Raw genomic sequence first — 18,900 nt, 5'->3', positions numbered from 1 at the left:
CGGGATTAGGGGGCATAGAGTTCAGTTGCGCAAGCTTCACGGAGCGCTTGCGCGTCGAACGGTCACAGGTTGTCCGGCAGGACCGGCTTTTCACGCAGCAGGATGATCGAGATGCGTCGGTTACCCGCCAAGGTCGGGTCGTCGGCGTACAGCGGTTCGGAATTGGCCTTGCCCGACACCTGATAGATCCGGTCGTCGTCGACCCCGGCGCCGCGCAGCACCACGCGCGAGGCGTCGGCGCGCGCGGCCGAGAGCGCCCAGTCGCCGTCTTGCTTCTTGCCATAGGCGTTGGCGCTGGTGTGGCCCGAGATGGTCACGCGGTTGGGCAGTTGGTTGATCACCTTGGCCACGGCGCGCAGCAGGATCCTGGCGCGGTCGTTCGGCTCGCGGGAGTTTTCCTTGAACATCGACCGGCCTTCCTGGTCGACCAGCTGGATGCGCAGGCCTTCCGGGGTCTGGTCGATCATGATCTGTTTCGACAGCTCGGCCAGTTCGGGCATGTCCTGCAGCGACTGGCGCAGGGACTGGGCGGCCGAGGCGAAGGCGTCCTGTTCCTTCTTGGCCAGGGCGTCGCGCAGGGCCTGCTCGCTGGCGGAGGCGAGGGAGGCCTGTTCCGAGCTCTGGCCATCCTTGCTGACATTGTCGGGGGCTTCGGGCGCCATTTGCTGAATGACCGACAACTTGCCGTCGGCCTTGGCGCCGTCGTCGCCCAGCGAGGTGCCGCCCAGGATGCCGCCCGACCCGCTGGTCGTGGACGAGATCGAGGCCGGCGCGAAATAGTCGGCGATGCCCTGCTTCTGCTCGGGGCTGGTCGTGTTCAGCAGCCACATCAGCAGGAAGAAGGCCATCATGGCCGTCACGAAGTCCGCATAGGCGACCTTCCAGGCGCCGCCGTGGTGCCCGGCGCCGCCGCCCTTCTTGATCTTCTTGATGATGATCGGCTGTTCGCTGTTGACCGCCATCGTGCTTAAGCCTGCTTAACCATGCGCCGCAACGTGCCCAAAGGACGTTAAGATGGGGTTGCCGAAGCCGCCGTCGGGCGCGTAATCCCAGCCTCTATAAGTGGAGCAGCGGCATGAAGACGGCGTTTATCGGTCTGGGTGTGATGGGCTTTCCGATGGCGGGCCACCTGAAGGCCGCCGGCCACGAGGTCGCCGTCTACAATCGCACCGCCGAAAAGACCCGCAAATGGGCGGAAAAGCACGGCGGCGCGGCCTTTGAGATCATTCCCGAGGCCGTGGCCGGCGCCGAGGTGGTGCTGCTGTGCGTCGGCAATGACGACGACCTCCGCGACGTCGTGGCGCAGGCCCTTCCGGCGCTCGAGAAAGGCGTGACGGTTGTCGACCACACCACCACCTCGGCCAAGGTCGCTCGCGAAATGGCCGAACTGCTGGCGACGCGCGGCTGCGCCTTCGTCGACGCACCGGTTTCCGGTGGCCAGGCGGGCGCCGAGAACGGCCAGCTGACCATCATGGTGGGCGCCGACCAGGCGTCTTATGACCGCGTGCTGCCGGTGATCGGGGTGTACGCCAAGGCCGTGCGCCGGATGGGCGAGGTCGGTTCGGGACAGCTGACCAAGATGTGCAACCAGATCGCCATCGCCGGCGTCGTCCAGGGCGTGGCCGAGGCGCTGCACTTCGCCAAACGCTCGGGCCTGCCGACCGAGGACGTGCTGGCCGCCATCTCCAAGGGCGCGGCCCAGTCTTGGCAGATGGAGAACCGTTGGCCGACCATGTCCGAAGGCAAGTTCGACTTCGGCTTCGCGGTCGACTGGATGCGCAAGGACCTCGGCATCGCCCTGGACGAAGCCCGCTCGAACGGCGCCCAACTGCCGGCCACCGCCCTGATCGACCAGTTCTACGCCGAGGTGCAGGCCATGGGCGGCAACCGCTGGGACACGTCCAGCCTGGTCGCGCGGCTAGAGAAGTAGGTCGGCGAGTTCGGCCGCGCTCCAGTCCGGATCGCGCGGCGCGACCACGATCGGGGCGGTCTGCTCAAAGACCCGCGTCATCTCGACGGTCTGATCGAGGTCGGGGGCGTCGAGGCTCTCGCTGACCACGATCGCGGTTACCGTCAGATCCCGCGCCCGCAGCACCTCCAGAGCCGTCAACAGGTGGCTGGCCGTGCCAAGATAGCTGCCGGCGACCAGCAGGACGGGCAAGCCTAGCGCGACCATCAGGTCGAGATTTGTGGCGTCGTCGGTCATCGGTGACATCACCCCGCCAGCGCCTTCGACGAGGGCAAGGTCGGTGTCGCGGCCGTCCAGCCAGGTTCGGCAGTCGGCGACCAGGTCGGCCATGACCAGGGTGTCGTCCTCCAATCTCGCCGCCAGGTTCGGGGCCAGCGGTGCGCGATAGCGGCGGGGCGAGATCTCGGCCCAGGCCTCGGGACGGCCGATCGCGATGGCGAGACGGGCGGGATCGCTGGTCTCGGGCGCTTCGGGATCGAAGCCGCTGACGACGGGCTTGAAGGCGTCGACGCGGAGGCCGCGTGTCCGAGCGGCCCGGAGCAGGGCGCACGCGACATGGGTCTTGCCGAGGTCGGTTCCCGTTCCGGCGACAAAAAGGGCTTTCATCGCAGCGCCGCCACGGCGTCGGCCAGGCGGATTACGTCGGCGTCGTCGTGCTCGGCGCTGAAGGCCACGCGCAGGCGGGCCGTACCCTCCGGCACTGTCGGCGGGCGGATGGCGACGACCAGGAAGCCCCGCGCCTCCAGCGCGGTCGAGGCGGTGAGGGCGGCCTCGGCGCCGCCCATGATCACCGGCACAATCGGGCTCTGGGCATCGGGCAGGCCGAGGCGGCGGGTGAACAGGCGCGCCTTGGCCAATGGCCGCTCGGTCAGTTCGGGCTCGGCTTCGATGAGGTCCAGCGCCGCCAGGGCCGCGGCGGCCGAGGCCGGCGGCAGGCCCGTGGCGTAGACCAGCGTGCGGGCGCGGGTCTTCAGCAGATCGATCACCGCCTGAGAGCCGCAGACATAGCCGCCGTAAGAGCCCAGGGCCTTTGACAGGGTTCCCATCTGCAAGGGGATGTCCGCATCCGGGAACAGAGCGGCCGAACCTCGGCCTTGCGCCAACACCCCGACTCCGTGGGCGTCGTCGCTCAGCAGCCAGGCGTCGTGCTCGGCGCACAGCGCGGACAACTGATCGAGCGGCGCGATGTCGCCGTCCATCGAGAACACGCCGTCGGTGGCGACCAGGGCATGGCGGGCCAGCGGGCGTTCGGCTTTCAGCAGGCGCGCCAGATCCTCGACGTCGTTGTGGGCGAACTTGACGATCCTGGCGCCGGACAGCTGCGCGCCGCTCCAGATGCAGGCGTGGGCCAGGGCGTCGACGAAAACCGCGTCGCCGGGACCGACCAGGGTCGGGATCGTGCCGGTATTGGCCAGATAGCCCGAGCCGAACACGCAGGCGGCCTCCGTTCCCTTCAAGCGGGCCAGGCGCTTTTCCAGATCACTCAGCAGCGGATGATCGCCGGTCACCAGGCGGGAGGCCGCCGCGCCGGCGCCGTAGTTCAGCGCCGCTTCGGCCGCCGCCGCGCGAACGAGAGGATGGTGCGACAGGCCCAGATAGTCATTGCACGAGAACGAGATCAGCCGCTTGCCATCGCGCTCGACCACGGCGCCGTCATGGCGGCGGGTGGGCTTGAGGCGGCGGCGCAGGCTCTTGGCGTCCAGGGCGGCCAGCTTCTCGCCAGCGAAGGCGTCGAGGCTTTGCATGTCGTTTCCCTTTGCCGTGGCTGGTGGGCGGGAATAGGCAGAGCGCCCCGAGTCCGCAAACGGAAACCGTCATGTCCGATCCAGCCTGGCTGACCGCTGGCGCGCCGCACGTCTGGCGTCCGTACTGCCAGATGAAGACGGCGCGACCGCCGCTGCCGGTGGTGGCCACGCGGGGCTCGCGGCTGGTGCTGGCCGATGGGCGAGAGCTGGTCGACGGCTTGGCCTCCTGGTGGACGGCCTGCCACGGCTACAACCACCCGCACATCGCCGACGCGTTGCGAGCGCAGATCGAGATCATGCCGCACGTGATGTTCGGGGGGCTGGCGCACGAGCCGGCCTATCGGCTAGCGGCGCGGCTGGCCCGGCTGCTGCCGGGCGAGCTGGACCACGTATTCTTCGCCGAAAGCGGCTCGGTCTCGGTCGAGATCGCCATGAAGATGGCGCTGCAGTTCCAGATCAATCGCGGCGTTCGAGGTCGCACCAAGTTCCTGGCCTTCCGGGGCGGCTATCACGGCGACACCTTGGCGACGATGACGGTCTGCGACCCGGAGGAGGGGATGCACAGCCTGTTCGCCGGCGTCATGCCCGAGCAGGTGATCGCCGACCTGCCGCGCGATGCGGCCAGCGAGGCGACGCTCGACGCCCTGCTGGCCCGGCGTGGCCACGAGATCGCGGCGATCCTGGTCGAGCCGTTGGTCCAGGGCGCGGGCGGCATGTTGCTGCATTCGCCGAACGTGCTGCGGACCCTGCGTCGGCTGGCTGACAAGCACGGCGTGCTGCTGATCTTCGACGAGATATTCACGGGCTTTGGCCGAACCGGGACCCTGTTCGCCATGCAGGCGGCGGGGATCGAGCCGGACATCGTCACCCTCTCCAAGGCGCTGACCGGCGGAACTTTGCCGCTGTCGGCGGCGGTGGCGTCGCGCAAGGTGTTCGCAGCCTTCTGGTCCGACGATCCGGGCGCGGCCCTGATGCACGGCCCGACCTACATGGCCAATCCGCTGGCCTGCGCGGCGGCCAACGCCTCGCTGGACCTGTTCGAGGATGGGACCTGGGCGGCCAATGTGGCGCGGGTTTCCACGGCCTTGGCCGACGGGCTGGAGCCTTGCCGAGCGAAGCGTGGCGTCGTCGATGTCCGGATTCTGGGGGCGATCGGCGTCGTCGAGTTCGATGCGCCCGTGGCGGTCGGTGATCTCTGCGCGCGCTTCGCCGAGCTGGGCGTCTGGATCCGGCCGATGGGCAAGGTCGTCTATCTCACGCCGGCCTTCACCACGCCGGACGGGGATATCGAGCGGTTGACCTCGGCCATCCACGAGGTGGTCGGCGTTTATTGACCCGGAGGGCCTGGTCTGGTCCAAGCCCCTCATGTCCTCCAAGTCGTCCCCACTGACCGGTCTGGAATATCTCGCCATCCTGGGGATCATCCTGACCTGGGGGATCAACAACGCCGCCGCCAAGGTGGCGACGCACTACCTGCCGCCGATGCTGATGGGGGGGCTGAGGTTCGCCTCGGCGCTGGCCTTCCTGTTCCCGTTCATCAAGCCGCCGTTTCCCGAGCCGAGGAAGCTGCTGACCATCGTACTGCTGACGGGGCCGATCCATTTCGGCGTGATCTATATCGCCTTCAGCATGGCCGACGCTCTGAGTCCGCTGGTCGTGGCCAGCCAGCTCTGGATCCCGTTCACCGCCATCTTCGCCTGGCGGATGCTGGGCGAGACCATGCGGCCGCCGGCCGTGGCGGGCCTGGCGGTGGCGTTCATCGGCGTGGCGTGGATGAGCCTGGATCCGCACGGGGCGGGAGACCTGCCGGCGATCCTGCTGATCGTTTTCTCCAGCGCCTGCTGGGCCGTGGCTACTGTGCTGGTGCGCAAGACGCCGGGGATCAAGCCGTTGAAGCTGCAGGGCATGACGGCGCTGGTCGCCGCGCCCGTGCTGCTGATCCTGTCGGCCCTGTTCGAGACGAACCAGGTCGCAAGGATGCAGACCGCGCCGCCGATCGCCTGGCTGTGCGTGCTGTTCGCCGGCGTGGTCTCGACCATCGGGGCCAGCGCCCTGCTGTTCTGGCTGGTCCAGCGCCGCGAGGCCGGGCGGGTTACGCCATACTTCCTGCTGACGCCGTTGGTCTCGTGCTCGATCGGCGTGCTCTTCCTGGGCGACAAGCTGACGACCCAGCTGCTGATCGGCGGCGGCGCGACCATGGTCGGCGTGGCCCTGGTGGCCCTGACCGAGAAGCGCGCCAAAGCCGCCGAGGCCCTGGTCGAAAGCGCTAGCCCTTAGGGGGTGGACATTCGGCGGCGGGTTCGCGCCTCAGGAGCGCCGATGTCGCCGCGATCTCGCTCTGGCCGCCGTCGTCGGCATAGACACCCGTCAGCAGCTTGCCGCTGACGCCTAGCGTCTCGCCGGCATGGGTCTTGATCAGGAAAAGGCCGTCGAGGTCGTCCAGATGCTCGACGCCGACGAAGCCCGCGCCGACCGTCGCATAGCCTTTGATCTTGTCGCCCGAGCCTTCGACGATCCAGCCGGGCGGCTTGTTGCAGACCGAAACGATCTCGGCCCCCGTCAGTTGAAGCTCGAAGGACTGGAGGTTCTGGTCGCCATTCGTCGGCCTCCAGGCCAGCGAGACGAGCTGTGTCGATGGCGAGGGCGTGGCGGCGGCCGCTTTTTCCGCCGGCTTGGCCTCCTTGGACGTCCTGGAGTCGTGGCAGGCGGCCGTCGCGGCCAGCAGAACGGCGAGAAGCGACAGCCGCCAGATACGCATGGGATTTCCCGCCACGAATAGAACCGTGGCGGAAGCCTAGAGCCTGTCCGTTTCTGATGGAAGCATCAGAAACGGATAAACAGGCTCTATCTCAAGTACTTAGAGCGTGGCAGGCGCCGAAACCGCTCACACTTTCGGCTGCCACGCTCTACAGCTTTACTTGAACACGCCGCAAGCCGCGCGCGCGCCGGCGCCGCCGATCGGTTGGCTCTTGTGGTCGTCCGGGCTGGCGTGGACGACGATCGACGAGCCGTCGGTGTCCAGCAAGGCGGGGCGGCCGCCGGCGCCCTTCAGCGACACCAGGGGGGAGTAGGCCTCGGCCGTCGCCGAGCCGTCGGCGTTGGCGAAGACGTTCGGCAGGTCGCCGCTGTCGTTGGCGTCCGGGTTCAGCAGGCCGTGCACCGTAGTGGCGGACGTGTGGACGTGAGCGCCGGCCGACTTGAAGTCCGGCGCGCCGCAGTCGCCTTTTTCGTGGAAGTGCACCGCATGCCAGCCCGGAGTCAGGCCCTTCAGTTCCAGCTTCAGCAGCACCCCGTGCGGGGCCTCGGTCAGCGTGACCACGCCGGCGTCCTTGCCGTCACCGGTCTTCACCACGGCGGTCGCGGCGGTCTGGGCCCAAGCGGCGCCGACGCCGGACGAAGCGGCGATCAGAGCGGCGAGGGCGAGGGTGGTCGCGGCGGGGAGGCGGATCATGCGTTTTTCCTTCGGATTCAAGCAAACGGGCGGGATGCAGCGCCCGGAAAGGTGGCGCCTTCCCCATCTGAATGCTAACTGTTTTCGACGGTTCCGTGTCCGATTCTGACGGCGAAAAATCCCCTTGAGCGACGATCAAAAAACTCTCCCCCCTGATGCTTCGGGCGGGGACGTAGCGCCCATCAACATCGAAGACGAACTACGTCGTTCGTATCTCGACTATGCGATGAGCGTGATTGTCAGCCGCGCCCTGCCGGACGCGCGCGATGGTCTAAAGCCCGTGCACCGCCGCGTGCTGTTCTCGATGCATGAGCAGGGTCAGACTCCGGACCGTCCGTACGTCAAGTCCGCCCGCGTGGTCGGTGACGTGATGGGTAAGTATCACCCGCACGGCGACGCCTCGATCTACTTCACCCTGGTCCGCATGACCCAGTCCTTCTCGATGGGCCTGGTGCTGATCGACGGTCAGGGCAACTTCGGTTCGGTCGACGGCGATATGCCCGCCGCCATGCGTTACACGGAATGCCGCATGGCCCCGCCGGCCATGTCGCTGCTGGCCGACCTGGACAAGGACACGGTCGACTTCGCCGACAACTACGACGGCAAGGAGCAGGAACCGACCGTCCTGCCGTCGCGGATCCCGAACCTGCTGGTCAATGGCGCGGGCGGCATCGCCGTCGGCATGGCGACCAACATCCCGCCGCACAACCTCGGCGAAATCATCGACGCCTGCCTGCTGCTGATCGACGAGCCGGACGTCACCACCGACCAACTGCTGGACCTGGTGCCTGGTCCCGACTTCCCGACCGGCGGCGAGATCATCGGTCGCGCGGGCCCGCGCCAGGCGCTGCTGACGGGCCGTGGCTCGGTCATCATGCGCGGCCTAGCCACGGTGGAAGAGATCCGCGCCGGCCGCGAAGCCATCGTCATCACCGCCATTCCCTATCAGGTGAACAAGTCCAACCTCGTCGAGTACATCGCCGAAATGGTCCGCGATAAGCGGATCGAGGGCGTCGCCGACATCCGCGACGAGTCGAACCGCGACGGGATGCGCATCGTGGTCGAGCTGAAGCGCGACGCCTCGGGCGAGGTGATCCTGAACCAGCTGTACCGCTTCACGGCGCTGCAGAGCTCGTTCGGCGTCAACATGCTGGCCCTGAACCGCGGCCGCCCCGAGCAGATGGGCCTGCACAAGCTGCTGCAGCTGTTCGTCACTTTCCGCGAGGAAGTCGTCGTCCGTCGGACGAAGTTCGAACTGGGCAAGGCCCGTGATCGTGGCCACGTGCTGGTCGGCCTGACCATCGCCGTCGCCAATATCGACGAGTTCATTCACATCATCCGCTCGTCCAAGGACCCGACCGAGGCTCGCGAACGCCTGGTGGCCAAGGCGTGGCCGGCCGGCGACATGCTGCCCCTGGTCGAGCTGATCGCGGATCCTCGCACCCTGCAGGAAGATGGCGGCCTGATCCGCCTGACCGACGAGCAGGCCCGCGCCATCCTGGCTTTGACGCTGTCGCGCCTGACGGGTCTGGGCCGCGAGGAAATCGGCAACGAAGCCACCGCCCTGGCCGAAGCCATCCGCGGCTATCTCGATTTGCTGTCCGACCGCGCCAACATCATGGCCGTGGTCCGCGAGGAACTGGTCGAGGTCCGCGAGAAGTTCGCCATTCCGCGCCGCTGCCAGATCGTCGACGGCGACGCCGACATGGAAGACGAGGACCTGATCGTCCGCGAGGACATGGTCATCACCGTCACCATGAGCGGCTACGTCAAGCGCACGCCGCTGGCGAACTACCGCACCCAGCACCGGGGCGGCAAAGGCAAGTCGGGTATGGCGACCAAGACCGAGGACGCCGTCACGCGCGTGTTCTCGGCCTCGACCCACGCGCCGCTGCTGTTCTTCACCTCGGGCGGCAAGGTCTACAAGATGAAGGTGTGGCGCCTGCCGCAAGGCGCCGCCAACTCGCGCGGCAAGGCGTTCGTCAACCTGCTGCCAATCGAACCGGGCGAGACGATCACCTCGATCCTGACCCTGCCGGAGGACGAGGCCACCTGGGGCGGCCTGGACGTGATGTTCGCCACCCGTTCGGGCAGCGTGCGCCGCAACAAGCTCAGCGACTTCGTGGACGTCCGCCGCAACGGCAAGATCGCCATGAAGCTGGACGAAGGCGACGGCATCGTCGGCGTCGCCGTCTGCAACAGCGACCAGGACGTGCTGCTGACCACGGCGGCCGGACGCTGCATCCGCTTCTCGGTCGACGAGGTGCGCGTGTTCGCCAGCCGCGATTCGACCGGCGTGCGCGGCGTTAAGCTGGCCGGCGACGACACCGTCATCTCGATGGCCGTCCTGCGTAGCGTCGACGCCACACCCGCCGAACGCGCCGCCTATCTCAAGCACCAGCGCGCCATGCTGCGCGCCGCCGACGGCGACGAAGGGGAAGACGCCTCGGCGCCGGTCGAGGACGGCGAGGACGAGGTCGGGGAAGCCTCCCTGACGCCGGAACGCATCGCCGAACTGGGCGCGGCCGAGGAAATCCTGCTGACCGTGTCGTCGGAAGGCTTCGGCAAGCGCACCAGCGCCTATGACTTCCGCCGCACCGGCCGCGGCGGCCAGGGTCTGGCCGCGCAGGATCTCAGCAAGCGTGGCGGCCGTTTGGTGGGTTCGTTCCCGATCGATGAGAGCGACCAGATCCTGCTGGTGACCGACCAGGGTCAGCTTATCCGGGTGCCGGTCTCGCAAATTCGTGTTGCAGCGCGGAATACTCAGGGCGTAACCATCTTCCGCACCGCGCAGGACGAGCATGTCGTCAGCGTCGAGCGCCTTGCCGATTCCGGCGGAGACGACAACCAGGGCGAGGACAGCGGGGCGGATGAGACCCTGTAAACCCTCGAACCCTTAGAGTAAGGGGGCTGCATGCGGGTTGGGCTTTATCCGGGGACCTTCGATCCGGTCACCAACGGTCACCTCGACATCATCGGTCGGGCCGTGAAGCTGGTCGACAAGCTGGTGATCGGCGTGGCGGTGAACATCGGCAAGGGGCCGCTGTTCTCGCTGGATGAGCGGGTCGCCATCCTGGAGAAGGAAACGGCGCACCTGACTAAGATCGCCCAGATCGAGGTCCGGCCGTTCGAGAGCCTGCTGATGCACTTCGCCCGCGACGTGCATGCTCAGATGATCGTGCGCGGCCTGCGGGCCGTGGCTGACTTCGAATACGAATTCCAGATGACGGCGATGAACCAGCAGCTGGATCGCGAGATCGAGACCGTCTTCCTGATGGCCGACCCGCGCCACCAGGCGATCGCCTCGCGTCTGGTCAAGGAGATCGCGGCCCTGGGCGGCGATATCACCAAGTTCGTGCCGGCGGGCGTGGCCGAGCAACTGCTGGCCAAGGTCGGCAGGGCCTGATCGACGATTTTCGGCCGGGCGGTGTCGGAACGCCGCCCGGCCGTTCGTTCCTCGGGACAGCGACAGCCCGGAGGCCGCCTCATGAGCCCGACCATCACCGCCTTCAAGCAATCGCCCGATCGCGGCAGAGGCCTGGCGCGCGACATGGCGGTCCGCTGGGCGCTGGAGGAAGTGGGCCAGCCCTACGACGTCCGCCTGGTCACCTTTCCCCAGATGAAGGCGCCCGACCATCTGGCGGTGCAGCCCTTCGGCCAGATTCCGACCTATGAGGACGGCGATCTGGTCCTGTTCGAATCCGGCGCTATCGTCTTCCACATCGCCGAGCGCCATGCCGGCTTGCTGCCGGACGACGCCAACGCCCGGGCGCGGGCGTTGACCTGGATGTTCGCCGCGGCCAGCACCGTGCAACCGCCGATCGTGGAGTTCGGCATGGCCACGATCCTGGAGCGCGACAAGCCCTGGTTCGAGGCGCGCCAACCGATGCTGGAACAGGCCGTTCGCACACGTCTGGACCAGCTCGCCAATCGTCTCGGCGACGCCGACTGGCTGGACGGCGACTTCAGCGCCGGCGACCTGATGATGGTGGTGGTGCTTCGCCGTCTGGGCGCGTCCGGGATCCTGAACGACTATCCGAGCCTCTTGGCCTATGTCGCGCGGGCCGAGGCCCGTCCCGCCTTTCAACGCGCCTTCGACGACCAATTGGCGGTCTTCAAGGCCGCGTCGGAAGCGTAGTCGTCGCCCCGTTCCGGCCGGAATCGTGCGGTTGAACAGTCGCCGCACTTGTCGGGGCGACCGTGGCGTTCTACGCCGACCCCCGACTATTCTGTTCGGGGATTTCTATGAAGCTCGCCATGACCGCCGCCGCCCTGGCGCTTGTCGCTACGACGGCCTCTGTTTCGGCGGCCTCGGCCCAGACCGCCGACTGGCGCACGCCTGATCCGAACAACGTGATCGTCGTCGAGACCAACAAGGGGCGGATCATCGCCGAGCTCGATCCGATCGCCGCGCCCAACCATGTCGAGCGCGTGCGTGGCCTGGTAAAGAGCGGCTTCTATGACGGCCTGACCTTCTTCAGGGTTATCAGCGACTTCATGGCCCAGACGGGTGACCCCAAGAATACGGGCGAGGGCGGCTCGGACCTGCCCAACCTGACGGCCGAGTTCACCTTCCGCCGCGGCATGGACCAGCCGCTGGGCGCGGGCTTCAAGGTCGGCAGCGGCGAACTGGGCTGGATCGGCGCGATGCCGGTGTCCAGCCAGAACTCGGCCCTGGCCGTGATGACCGCCGACCGCAAGGTGGCCAGCTGGGGGAACTTCTGCTCGGGCGTGCTTGGCATGGCTCGCGCCGGCGATCCCAACAGCGCCAACAGCCAGTTCTTCTTCATGCGCCAGCCCAACGCCTCGCTGGACAAGACCTACACCGCCTTCGGTCGGGTGCTGTCGGGCCTGGACGTCGTGCGCAGCATCAAGGCCGGCGAGCCTGTGCCGGATCCGCAGGACAAGATGATCAGCGTGAAGATGCTGGCCGACCTGCCGGCCGACAAGCGTCCTTCGATCCAGGTAATGGATACCCGTGGCGCCGCCTTCAAGGCTCTGGTGACCAAGCGCCAGGCCGAGATGGGCCCTAGCTTCACCAATTGCGACGTCGACGTCCCCGTGCAAATTAAGTGACATGATCTTCTCGCGCACGCTCCTGGCCGGGCTCTGCCTGGCGGCGATCACCGGTCCGGCCCTGGCGGCGACGCCCTCGGCTTCGGCCAAGCCTTCCGAGCAGGACTGGCGGATGCCGGCTCCGGACACGGTTATGGTGATCGACACCAACAAAGGGCGTGTGCTGGTCGAACTGGTCCCGGATGTCGCTCCGAACCACGTGGCGCGCCTGCAGGAACTGACCCGGGCGGGCGTCTATGACGGCCGCACCTTCTTCCGGGTCATCGACAAGTTCATGGCCCAGACGGGCGACCCGACCAATACGGGCGAGGGCGGCTCCGACAAGCCGAACCTGAAGGCCGAATTCACCTTCCGCCGCGGCGGCGAGACGCCATTCGTGGCGATGGCCGCGCCGGCGGGCCTGGAGGTTGGCTACCTGAAATCGCTGCCGGTCGTCAGCCAGGCCTGGACCTGGAGCGACATGACCGCCGACAAGAAGGTCTCGGCCTGGGGAACCTACTGTCCCGGCGTGATCGGCATGGCCCGCGACGAGGACAACAACTCGGCCAACAGCCAGTTCTTCCTGATGCGCCAGCCCTATCCGTCGCTGGATAAGCGCTACACCGCCTTCGGCCGCGTGATCAGCGGCCTCGACGCCGTGCGCGCCATCAAGACCGGTGAGCCCGTTCCGGCCCCGCAGGACCAGATGCAGAAGGTTCGTCTGCTGTCGGACATTCCCGAAAGCCAGCGGCCCCAGGTGCGGGTGATCGACCCGAAGGGCGCCTGGTTCGCCGCCGAGACCAAACGTCTTCGCGCGCTGAAAGGCGCCGATTTCTCGGTCTGCGACATCGATCTTCCGGTCGAGGTTCGCTGAGGCCTTACCGGTTTCTGGGCTCAACTTGGTTCACAGGTGGGCGTGAACCGCGCTAGAAGCGCGTTCACAACACTTGTCATCCAAGGGAAGACCATGTCGGCCGATCTCGAAAACACCCTGATCCTGACCCTCGAGAGCGGTCCGGTCACGATCAAGCTTCGTCCCGACCTGGCCCCGGGCCACGTGGCGCGGATCAAGGAGCTGGTGCGCGAAGGTTTCTATGACGGCGTCGTCTTCCACCGCGTGATCCCGGGCTTCATGGCCCAAGGCGGCGATCCGTCGGGCACCGGCCGCGGCGGTTCGGACAAGCCGGACCTGAAGGCCGAGTTCAATGACGAGCCGCACGTGCGCGGCGTGGTCTCGATGGCCCGCACCCCGAACCCGGACTCGGCCAACAGCCAGTTCTTCATCGTGTTCGACGACGCCACCTTCCTGGACAAGCAATACACCGTCTGGGGCCAAGTGGTTGAAGGCATGGAACATGTCGACGCCCTGCCGAAGGGTGAGCCGCCGCGCGCCCCAGGCAAGATCATCAGCGCCAAGATCGCCGCGGACGCCTAAGGCCCGCTTGCAGAACCTGAAGAAACGGCCTCGGACCCCGTCCGGGGCCGTTTCTATTTCGGGCCGCGGCGCAGGGTGATCAGGATAGGCCGGTGGTCGGAACCCAGGGCCGGGCCGCGCTCGACATTCACCGCGTACCAATCGCTGCCGGCATAGACATGATCGATGGGCAGGAACGGGGCGGGGGCGACCATGACCCGCGAGAACTTGCTGGCCGGCCACGAGGGCATGGCGCGGGTCCAGCGGCGCAGGCCCAGGGCCTTGTCCTGACGTTTCAGGGTGAACGACCAGGGTGTCGAGTTGAAGTCCCCCGTGATGATCGTGCTCTTCTTGTCGAAGTCGGAGGCGAACCTGACCAGCTTGCGGCTCTGGCTCTGCTGGATGCCGGCCGGTACGGGCCATGTGTAGTGGACGCCCACGACCGTGAACGGTCCCTTGGCGTCGGCCAGGGTGGCCCAGGCGCCCGAGAGATAGGGGCGATCCGTCGGCATGCCGCCACGCGCGATCATCTTCTTGCGCGAGAAGATCCAGGTCTCGCACTTGGAGACCTTGTCGCACGAGGCGAACGGGTAAGCGGTCTTCAGCGCCTGGATGGCGGGCCAGGCGTCGCCGGCGCCTTCCTCGACGATCACGACGTCGGCGTCCTGGGCCATGACCCAGGCGAGGCTCTTTTCGGGCGTCTTGTTATCGTGCCAGATGTTGAACTGCACGATCTTCAGGTCGCTCGCGGCCGGGGTCGCCGGCTTGAAGCGCCACGAAGCCCACAGCTCGGGCAGCATCAGCACCGAGCAGGCTAGCAGCGTCGCCACACCCAGACCGAGCATCACCCAGCGCTCGCCGCCGCGCGCGAAGATCCCGCCCAGCACCACCGCGCCGACGCCCATCATCAGCCACAGCGGGGCGGCATGGGTGAAGGCGTCCAGCCGATCGCTCCAGGCGCCGCCCAGGCACGCGCCCGCGAAACCCAGGCCGACGAGGCCCAACATCAAGGCCGTGCCGCGGACGAGAAGGCTGAGAAGCTGAACGATCAGGCGCATGGGTCGCCCATAGCACGGCTCTGCCATGGATGCCTCGCCCTACGCGCCGGAAGGGTAGAAGAAGCCGTGTTCGAAATCGCGTATGTCTTGACCTTGTCGATCCATCGTGCGCTTGAAGCCCGCCCATGCGCCTTTCCGACTTCGATTTCGACCTGCCCGAGAACCATATCGCCCTGCGTCCGGCCGAGCCGCGTGACGCCGCGCGCCTGCTGGTGGTCCGTCCGGGGGAAGAGCTCGCCGACCACATTGTCCGCGAATTGCCCGACTTCCTGCGCCCTGGCGACGCCCTGGTCTTCAACGACACTCGCGTGATCCCCGCGCGTCTGTCCGGCCTGCGCGAAGGCCGGACGACCGGCGGCGCCGACGGCACGCCCGTGGCCGTCGAGGCGACTCTGCACCGCCGTGTCTCGCCCAGCCGCTGGAGCGCTTTCATGCGCCCGGGCAAGCGGCTGAAGGTCGGCGACCGTGTGGCGTTCGGTTCCCAGGAAGACCGCGCCTGCGAGGGTGATCGTCTCGACGCCACCGTCGCCGAAAAGCACGAGGGCGGCGAGGTCGTGCTGGCCTTCGACATCTCCGGCCCGGACCTGGATATAGGCATCGCCAAGCACGGCGACATGCCGCTGCCGCCTTACATCGCCGCCAAGCGGGGCGAGGACGAGCGCGATCGCGCCGACTACCAGACCGTCTATGCTCGCGAGGACGGTTCGGTGGCCGCCCCGACCGCTGGCCTGCACTTCACGCCCGACCTGCTTGAAAGGCTGAAGGAAAAAGGCGTCTCGCTGCACTTCGTGACCCTGCACGTGGGCGCGGGGACCTTCTTGCCGGTCAAGACCGACGAGGTTTCCGAGCACAAGATGCACGCCGAGTTCGGCGAGGTGAGCGCTCAGGTCGCCGACGCACTGAACGCCGTTCATGCCGCCGGCGGCCGCATCATCTGTGTCGGCACGACGTCCCTGCGCCTGCTGGAGAGCGCCACTGGCGAGGACGGGATCGTGCGGCCGTTCGCCGACGAGACGGCCATCTTCATCACGCCGGGATATCGCTTTCGCGCCGCCGACGTGCTGATGACCAACTTCCACCTGCCCAGGTCGACCCTGTTCATGCTGGTCAGCGCCTTCGCCGGCCAGGCGACCATGCGCGCGGCCTACGAACACGCCATATCCACGGGCTACCGCTTCTATTCCTACGGGGATGGCAGCCTGCTGTTCAAGGACGAGGCCCGCTGATGGCGTTTCCCTTCGAGATCAACGCCACCGACGGCAAGGCGCGTACGGGTGTTCTCAAGACGCCGCGCGGCGACATCCGCACGCCCGCCTTCATGCCCGTGGGCACCGCCGCGACCGTCAAGGCCCTGACCGTCGACCAGGTCAAGGACACCGGCGCCGACATCATCCTGGGCAACACCTACCATCTGATGCTGCGGCCCTCGGCCGAGCGGGTGGCGCGCCTGGGCGGCCTGCACAAGTTCATGCGCTGGGACAAGCCGATCCTGACCGACAGCGGCGGCTTCCAGGTCATGTCGCTGTCGGGGATCAGCAAGCTGACCGAGGAGGCGGTGACCTTCTCCAGCCACGTCGACGGCTCCAAGCACGTGCTGACCCCCGAGCGCTCGATCGAGATCCAGGCCGACCTGCTGGGCAGCGACATCGTCATGCAGCTGGACGAATGCGTCGCCTGGCCGGCCGAGGAGGCCAGGGCGCGCACGGGCATGGAGCTCTCCGCCCGCTGGGCCCAGCGCTCTAAGGACGCCTTCGGGACGCGCGACAGCCAGGTGCTGTTCGGCATCCAGCAGGGCTCGACCTTCGAAAACCTGCGCCGCGAGTCGTCGGACCGCCTGCGCGAGATCGGCTTCGACGGCTACGCCATCGGCGGCCTGGCGGTCGGCGAGGGGCATGAGGCGATGTGCGAGGTGCTGGACTACGCCCCGGGCCTGTTGCCGCAGGATCGTCCGCGCTACCTGATGGGGGTCGGCAAGCCGATCGACCTGGTCGAGGCCGTGGCGCGCGGCGTCGACATGTTCGACTGCGTGCTACCGACACGCTCGGGCCGCCACGGCCAGGCCTGGACCTGGGACGGCGCCATCAACCTGAAGAACGCCAAGTTCGCCGAGGACGAGACGCCGCTCGACCCGGACAGCGACTGCCCGGCCAGCCGCGACTATTCGAAGGCCTATCTGCGCCACCTGTTCAAGGCCGAGGAGATCCTGGGCCAGGTGCTGCTGTCCTGGCACAACATCGCCTTCTTCCAGGCGCTGACGGCGGCCATGCGCGCCGCGATCGCCGAGGGGCGGTTCGAACAGTTCCGCCGCGACTTCCGCGCCCGCCACCTGAGCGAAGGCTAGCCGCCCGGTTCGGCGCTGGAGCCTAGTCTCGGGGGCCTTGCGGAACCGTGGGCGCCTCTTCCTTGACGATCGGGAAGCGGGGTTTGAGCGGGCCGTAAGGATCGCGCGGCGGCGGCATGCCCGGATCGACGACCACGGGCGCGGCCGGCGGCCTGTGCTGCGGCGTGGCCGGCGGATTGCAGCCGCGCGCCTCGCCCAGGCCCTTCAGATAGGCCCGGCGGACATTGCCCGAGGTGATGGCGCTCTGGACCAGGCGGTCGTGACGCTCGGCCCCGGTCAGTTTCCGCACCCAGCCGCGCATCGGAATCATGTCCTGGGCCGTGCTGGCGAGCGCGCCCAGCGCCGCCTGGCCGGCCGCCTTGCGTCCCCGATCCATCAGATCCTCGCCGTCGACCGGCGGATTGCGGTCGATGTCCTCGCCCAGGGCGCTGTCGAGCGGTGTGACGAGGGCGATCAGGCTGACGCAGTCGGCCCGGGCCGGGCGCTGATAGGGATCGTCCATCGCCTCCAGCAGCACGCGCGGGATCTTGGTGCGGACGATGTTCACATCGCGCAGCGGCGCGCTCATGGCGCCGGAGATGCCCTCCCGGTTCGCCTCGGACGTCGACCTGATTCGTCCGTCGTCGGTCGGCTCGACCGGCGTTTCCTGCTGCGGGGGAGCAGCGCCCAACAGCGGCGGAGCCTCTTGTCGCTGGCGCGCATGGACTGTTCCCGCCAGCGCCGCGCCGCAAAAGACCGCCAAAAGCAAGGTTCCACGCATGATTCACCCTAACCCGCCCACAGCTTTGCCGTCATCCATCGGAAAAACGGCGAAACCATGCTTGCGACACGCAAGTCCCCCGCCTATGGTCCGCGCCGCTTCCAACCGGCTCCCGCCGGACGTTAGCGGGCCGGTAGCTCAGTGGTAGAGCATTCGACTTTTAATCGAATGGTCGTGGGTTCGAACCCCACCCGGCCTACCAAAATTTCGAATATTCACTAAATAAAACAGTGACTTATTTGAGGTTTGACAGTGTGGGGTTGACGCCCCGGTCCGTTCTCACCGCTTTTTCCCGACAGTTTGAAGACCCTGCGCGCTCCTAAGCGGCCCGCATAAATGACCGCTATGGGTCGTTCATCGCCGGGAGCATCGCTCCAGCATTCGGACATTCGGCGGCATCGCCACCTAGCGGACCTTCCCAACTTCGGCAGGGGGGGAAAGCCGCTGTCGGCGTGGCGGCCTAGCTCGGAACACCCGATCGCGCGTAGGCCGCCAGCGCAAGCGACTCAACCGCAAGAGATCAACCCCGCGTTTGCGAAAGCGCACAACCTATGGTGAGGTTCCGGCGGGGCACTTCCGCCCATTGAGGAGACTACGTATGAAGCGCTTCGTTCGAGCCTCGCTGATAGTCGCTCTGGCCATTTCCTCTATCCCCGCGGTTTCGACCGCGCTTCCCCGTTTTTACCGGGAGACGATCTACTATGAGTATCTATATGAGGCGTCACCGGGGCATTCTCCCTCGACTGGGGAGCGAGTAGAAGTGGGATGGGATCGCTACTATTGCGACGGGACTGTGAGGTCGTTCGGGCAGCGGTCCGGCTATTCCGAGGACTCTGTGTTCGGCACTTGCGACTGAATTCGTCCGCCGGGCCCGTCGTCAGAGACGGCGGGCCTAAACTGAAATCGGGCGGGCGAGGCTGATGAACTGCGGCCCTAGACCGCGATGGGTCGCGGGCGGCCATTCGCGGGCACTAACTGCGGCCCGAGCTTCCCGTCCCGAAGCGGACCATTATGGCGTCAGCTAAGGGTCGAGGCTGTGTGAAAACGTCGATTTAGGCTATGATTCTCGGAGGTTAATCTCCGGGGGCTTAGATGAAGCGCTTCGTT

The 18,900-nt window shown here is 67.1% G+C and carries 17 protein-coding genes, 1 tRNA gene and 1 pseudogene; 12 read left to right on the top strand and 7 right to left on the bottom strand.

Annotation, left to right across the window (positions count from 1 at the left end):
* Positions 1-62: 62 nt before the first annotated feature.
* On the bottom strand, positions 63-962 hold the full coding sequence (locus tag AC1RJ9_RS19315) for a flagellar motor protein MotB (RefSeq protein WP_492839677.1): 900 nt from the start codon (positions 960-962) through the stop codon (positions 63-65).
* Between the two features lie 11 nt (positions 963-973).
* Between AC1RJ9_RS19315 and AC1RJ9_RS19310 the strand changes: the two genes are divergently transcribed.
* Positions 974-1,930 carry an NAD(P)-dependent oxidoreductase gene (locus AC1RJ9_RS19310; RefSeq protein ID WP_492839698.1) on the top strand — a complete coding sequence of 319 codons (957 nt, stop codon included), beginning with the start codon at positions 974-976 and terminating at the stop codon, positions 1,928-1,930.
* Here the strand turns inward: AC1RJ9_RS19310 and bioD are convergent.
* Together bioD and bioF are read right to left on the bottom strand one after the other, a co-directional pair.
* Positions 1,919-2,575: a dethiobiotin synthase gene (gene bioD, locus AC1RJ9_RS19305; RefSeq protein ID WP_492839678.1), complete on the bottom strand. Its 657-nt coding sequence runs from the start codon at positions 2,573-2,575 to the stop codon at positions 1,919-1,921. The two genes, AC1RJ9_RS19310 and bioD, sit on opposite strands and share 12 nt — an antisense overlap.
* Positions 2,572-3,714, bottom strand: coding sequence for an 8-amino-7-oxononanoate synthase (bioF, locus tag AC1RJ9_RS19300; RefSeq protein WP_492839679.1), 1,143 nt, complete (start codon positions 3,712-3,714; stop codon positions 2,572-2,574). The genes bioD and bioF overlap by 4 nt, the downstream gene beginning before the upstream one ends.
* Positions 3,715-3,785: 71 nt before the next feature.
* On the opposite strand from bioF, the gene AC1RJ9_RS19295 reads away from it, so the two are divergent.
* Both AC1RJ9_RS19295 and AC1RJ9_RS19290 read left to right on the top strand, forming a co-directional pair.
* Complete coding sequence (locus AC1RJ9_RS19295; protein ID WP_492839680.1) at positions 3,786-5,048, top strand: adenosylmethionine--8-amino-7-oxononanoate transaminase; 1,263 nt, start codon at positions 3,786-3,788, stop codon at positions 5,046-5,048.
* Positions 5,045-5,991 (top strand): annotated as a pseudogene (locus tag AC1RJ9_RS19290) (DMT family transporter). The gene AC1RJ9_RS19295 and the pseudogene AC1RJ9_RS19290 overlap by 4 nt, the downstream one beginning before the upstream one ends.
* On the opposite strand, the gene AC1RJ9_RS19285 reads toward AC1RJ9_RS19290, so the two are convergent.
* Both AC1RJ9_RS19285 and sodC read right to left on the bottom strand, forming a co-directional pair.
* Positions 5,981-6,472, bottom strand: a complete 492-nt coding sequence (locus AC1RJ9_RS19285) for a hypothetical protein (protein WP_492839681.1) — start codon at positions 6,470-6,472, stop codon at positions 5,981-5,983. The pseudogene AC1RJ9_RS19290 and the gene AC1RJ9_RS19285 sit on opposite strands and share 11 nt — an antisense overlap.
* Before the next feature lie 156 nt (positions 6,473-6,628).
* The gene (sodC, locus tag AC1RJ9_RS19280) at positions 6,629-7,165 is read right to left on the bottom strand and encodes a superoxide dismutase[Cu-Zn] (RefSeq protein WP_492839682.1); all 537 of its coding nucleotides are present in this window, start codon (positions 7,163-7,165) and stop codon (positions 6,629-6,631) included.
* Positions 7,166-7,289: 124 nt separating this feature from the next.
* On the opposite strand from sodC, the gene gyrA reads away from it, so the two are divergent.
* From gyrA to AC1RJ9_RS19250, 6 genes are all read left to right on the top strand, one after another.
* Positions 7,290-10,049, top strand: a complete 2,760-nt coding sequence (gene gyrA / locus AC1RJ9_RS19275; protein WP_492839683.1) for a DNA gyrase subunit A — start codon at positions 7,290-7,292, stop codon at positions 10,047-10,049.
* A 30-nt stretch (positions 10,050-10,079) separates the two neighbouring features.
* Positions 10,080-10,571 (top strand): pantetheine-phosphate adenylyltransferase, encoded by a 492-nt coding sequence (gene coaD, locus AC1RJ9_RS19270; RefSeq protein WP_125157476.1) that lies wholly within the window; start codon positions 10,080-10,082, stop codon positions 10,569-10,571.
* Positions 10,572-10,652: 81 nt separating this feature from the next.
* The gene (locus AC1RJ9_RS19265) at positions 10,653-11,303 is read left to right on the top strand and encodes a glutathione S-transferase family protein (protein ID WP_492839684.1); all 651 of its coding nucleotides are present in this window, start codon (positions 10,653-10,655) and stop codon (positions 11,301-11,303) included.
* Between the two features lie 107 nt (positions 11,304-11,410).
* A complete protein-coding gene (locus AC1RJ9_RS19260) occupies positions 11,411-12,241 on the top strand; it encodes a peptidylprolyl isomerase (protein WP_492839685.1) in 831 nt (276 codons plus the stop codon).
* A gap of 1 nt (position 12,242) precedes the next feature.
* On the top strand, positions 12,243-13,094 hold the full coding sequence (locus AC1RJ9_RS19255) for a peptidylprolyl isomerase (RefSeq protein ID WP_492839686.1): 852 nt from the start codon (positions 12,243-12,245) through the stop codon (positions 13,092-13,094).
* A 93-nt stretch (positions 13,095-13,187) separates the two neighbouring features.
* Positions 13,188-13,655, top strand: a complete 468-nt coding sequence (locus AC1RJ9_RS19250) for a peptidylprolyl isomerase (RefSeq protein ID WP_492839687.1) — start codon at positions 13,188-13,190, stop codon at positions 13,653-13,655.
* 53 nt (positions 13,656-13,708) lie between these two features.
* On the opposite strand, the gene AC1RJ9_RS19245 is transcribed toward AC1RJ9_RS19250, so the two are convergent.
* Entirely contained in the window at positions 13,709-14,692 is a 984-nt protein-coding gene (locus tag AC1RJ9_RS19245) for an endonuclease/exonuclease/phosphatase family protein (RefSeq protein WP_492839688.1), read from the bottom strand.
* A gap of 125 nt (positions 14,693-14,817) precedes the next feature.
* On the opposite strand from AC1RJ9_RS19245, the gene queA reads away from it, so the two are divergent.
* Together queA and tgt are read left to right on the top strand one after the other, a co-directional pair.
* Positions 14,818-15,918 carry a tRNA preQ1(34) S-adenosylmethionine ribosyltransferase-isomerase QueA gene (gene queA / locus AC1RJ9_RS19240; protein WP_492839689.1) on the top strand — a complete coding sequence of 367 codons (1,101 nt, stop codon included), beginning with the start codon at positions 14,818-14,820 and terminating at the stop codon, positions 15,916-15,918.
* Complete coding sequence (gene tgt / locus AC1RJ9_RS19235; RefSeq protein ID WP_492839699.1) at positions 15,915-17,033, top strand: tRNA guanosine(34) transglycosylase Tgt; 1,119 nt, start codon at positions 15,915-15,917, stop codon at positions 17,031-17,033. The genes queA and tgt overlap by 4 nt, the downstream gene beginning before the upstream one ends.
* A 22-nt stretch (positions 17,034-17,055) precedes the next feature.
* Here the strand turns inward: tgt and AC1RJ9_RS19230 are convergent, their stop codons facing one another.
* Positions 17,056-17,793: a hypothetical protein gene (locus AC1RJ9_RS19230; protein ID WP_492839690.1), complete on the bottom strand. Its 738-nt coding sequence runs from the start codon at positions 17,791-17,793 to the stop codon at positions 17,056-17,058.
* 127 nt (positions 17,794-17,920) lie between these two features.
* On the opposite strand from AC1RJ9_RS19230, the gene AC1RJ9_RS19225 reads away from it, so the two are divergent.
* Positions 17,921-17,995: transfer RNA gene (locus tag AC1RJ9_RS19225), tRNA-Lys, on the top strand.
* Positions 17,996-18,900: the final 905 nt, after the last annotated feature.

This window comes from Caulobacter sp. GW822-FHT07D08, from assembly GCF_058798735.1.
This window is presented reverse-complemented; position numbering and strand designations above follow the sequence as displayed.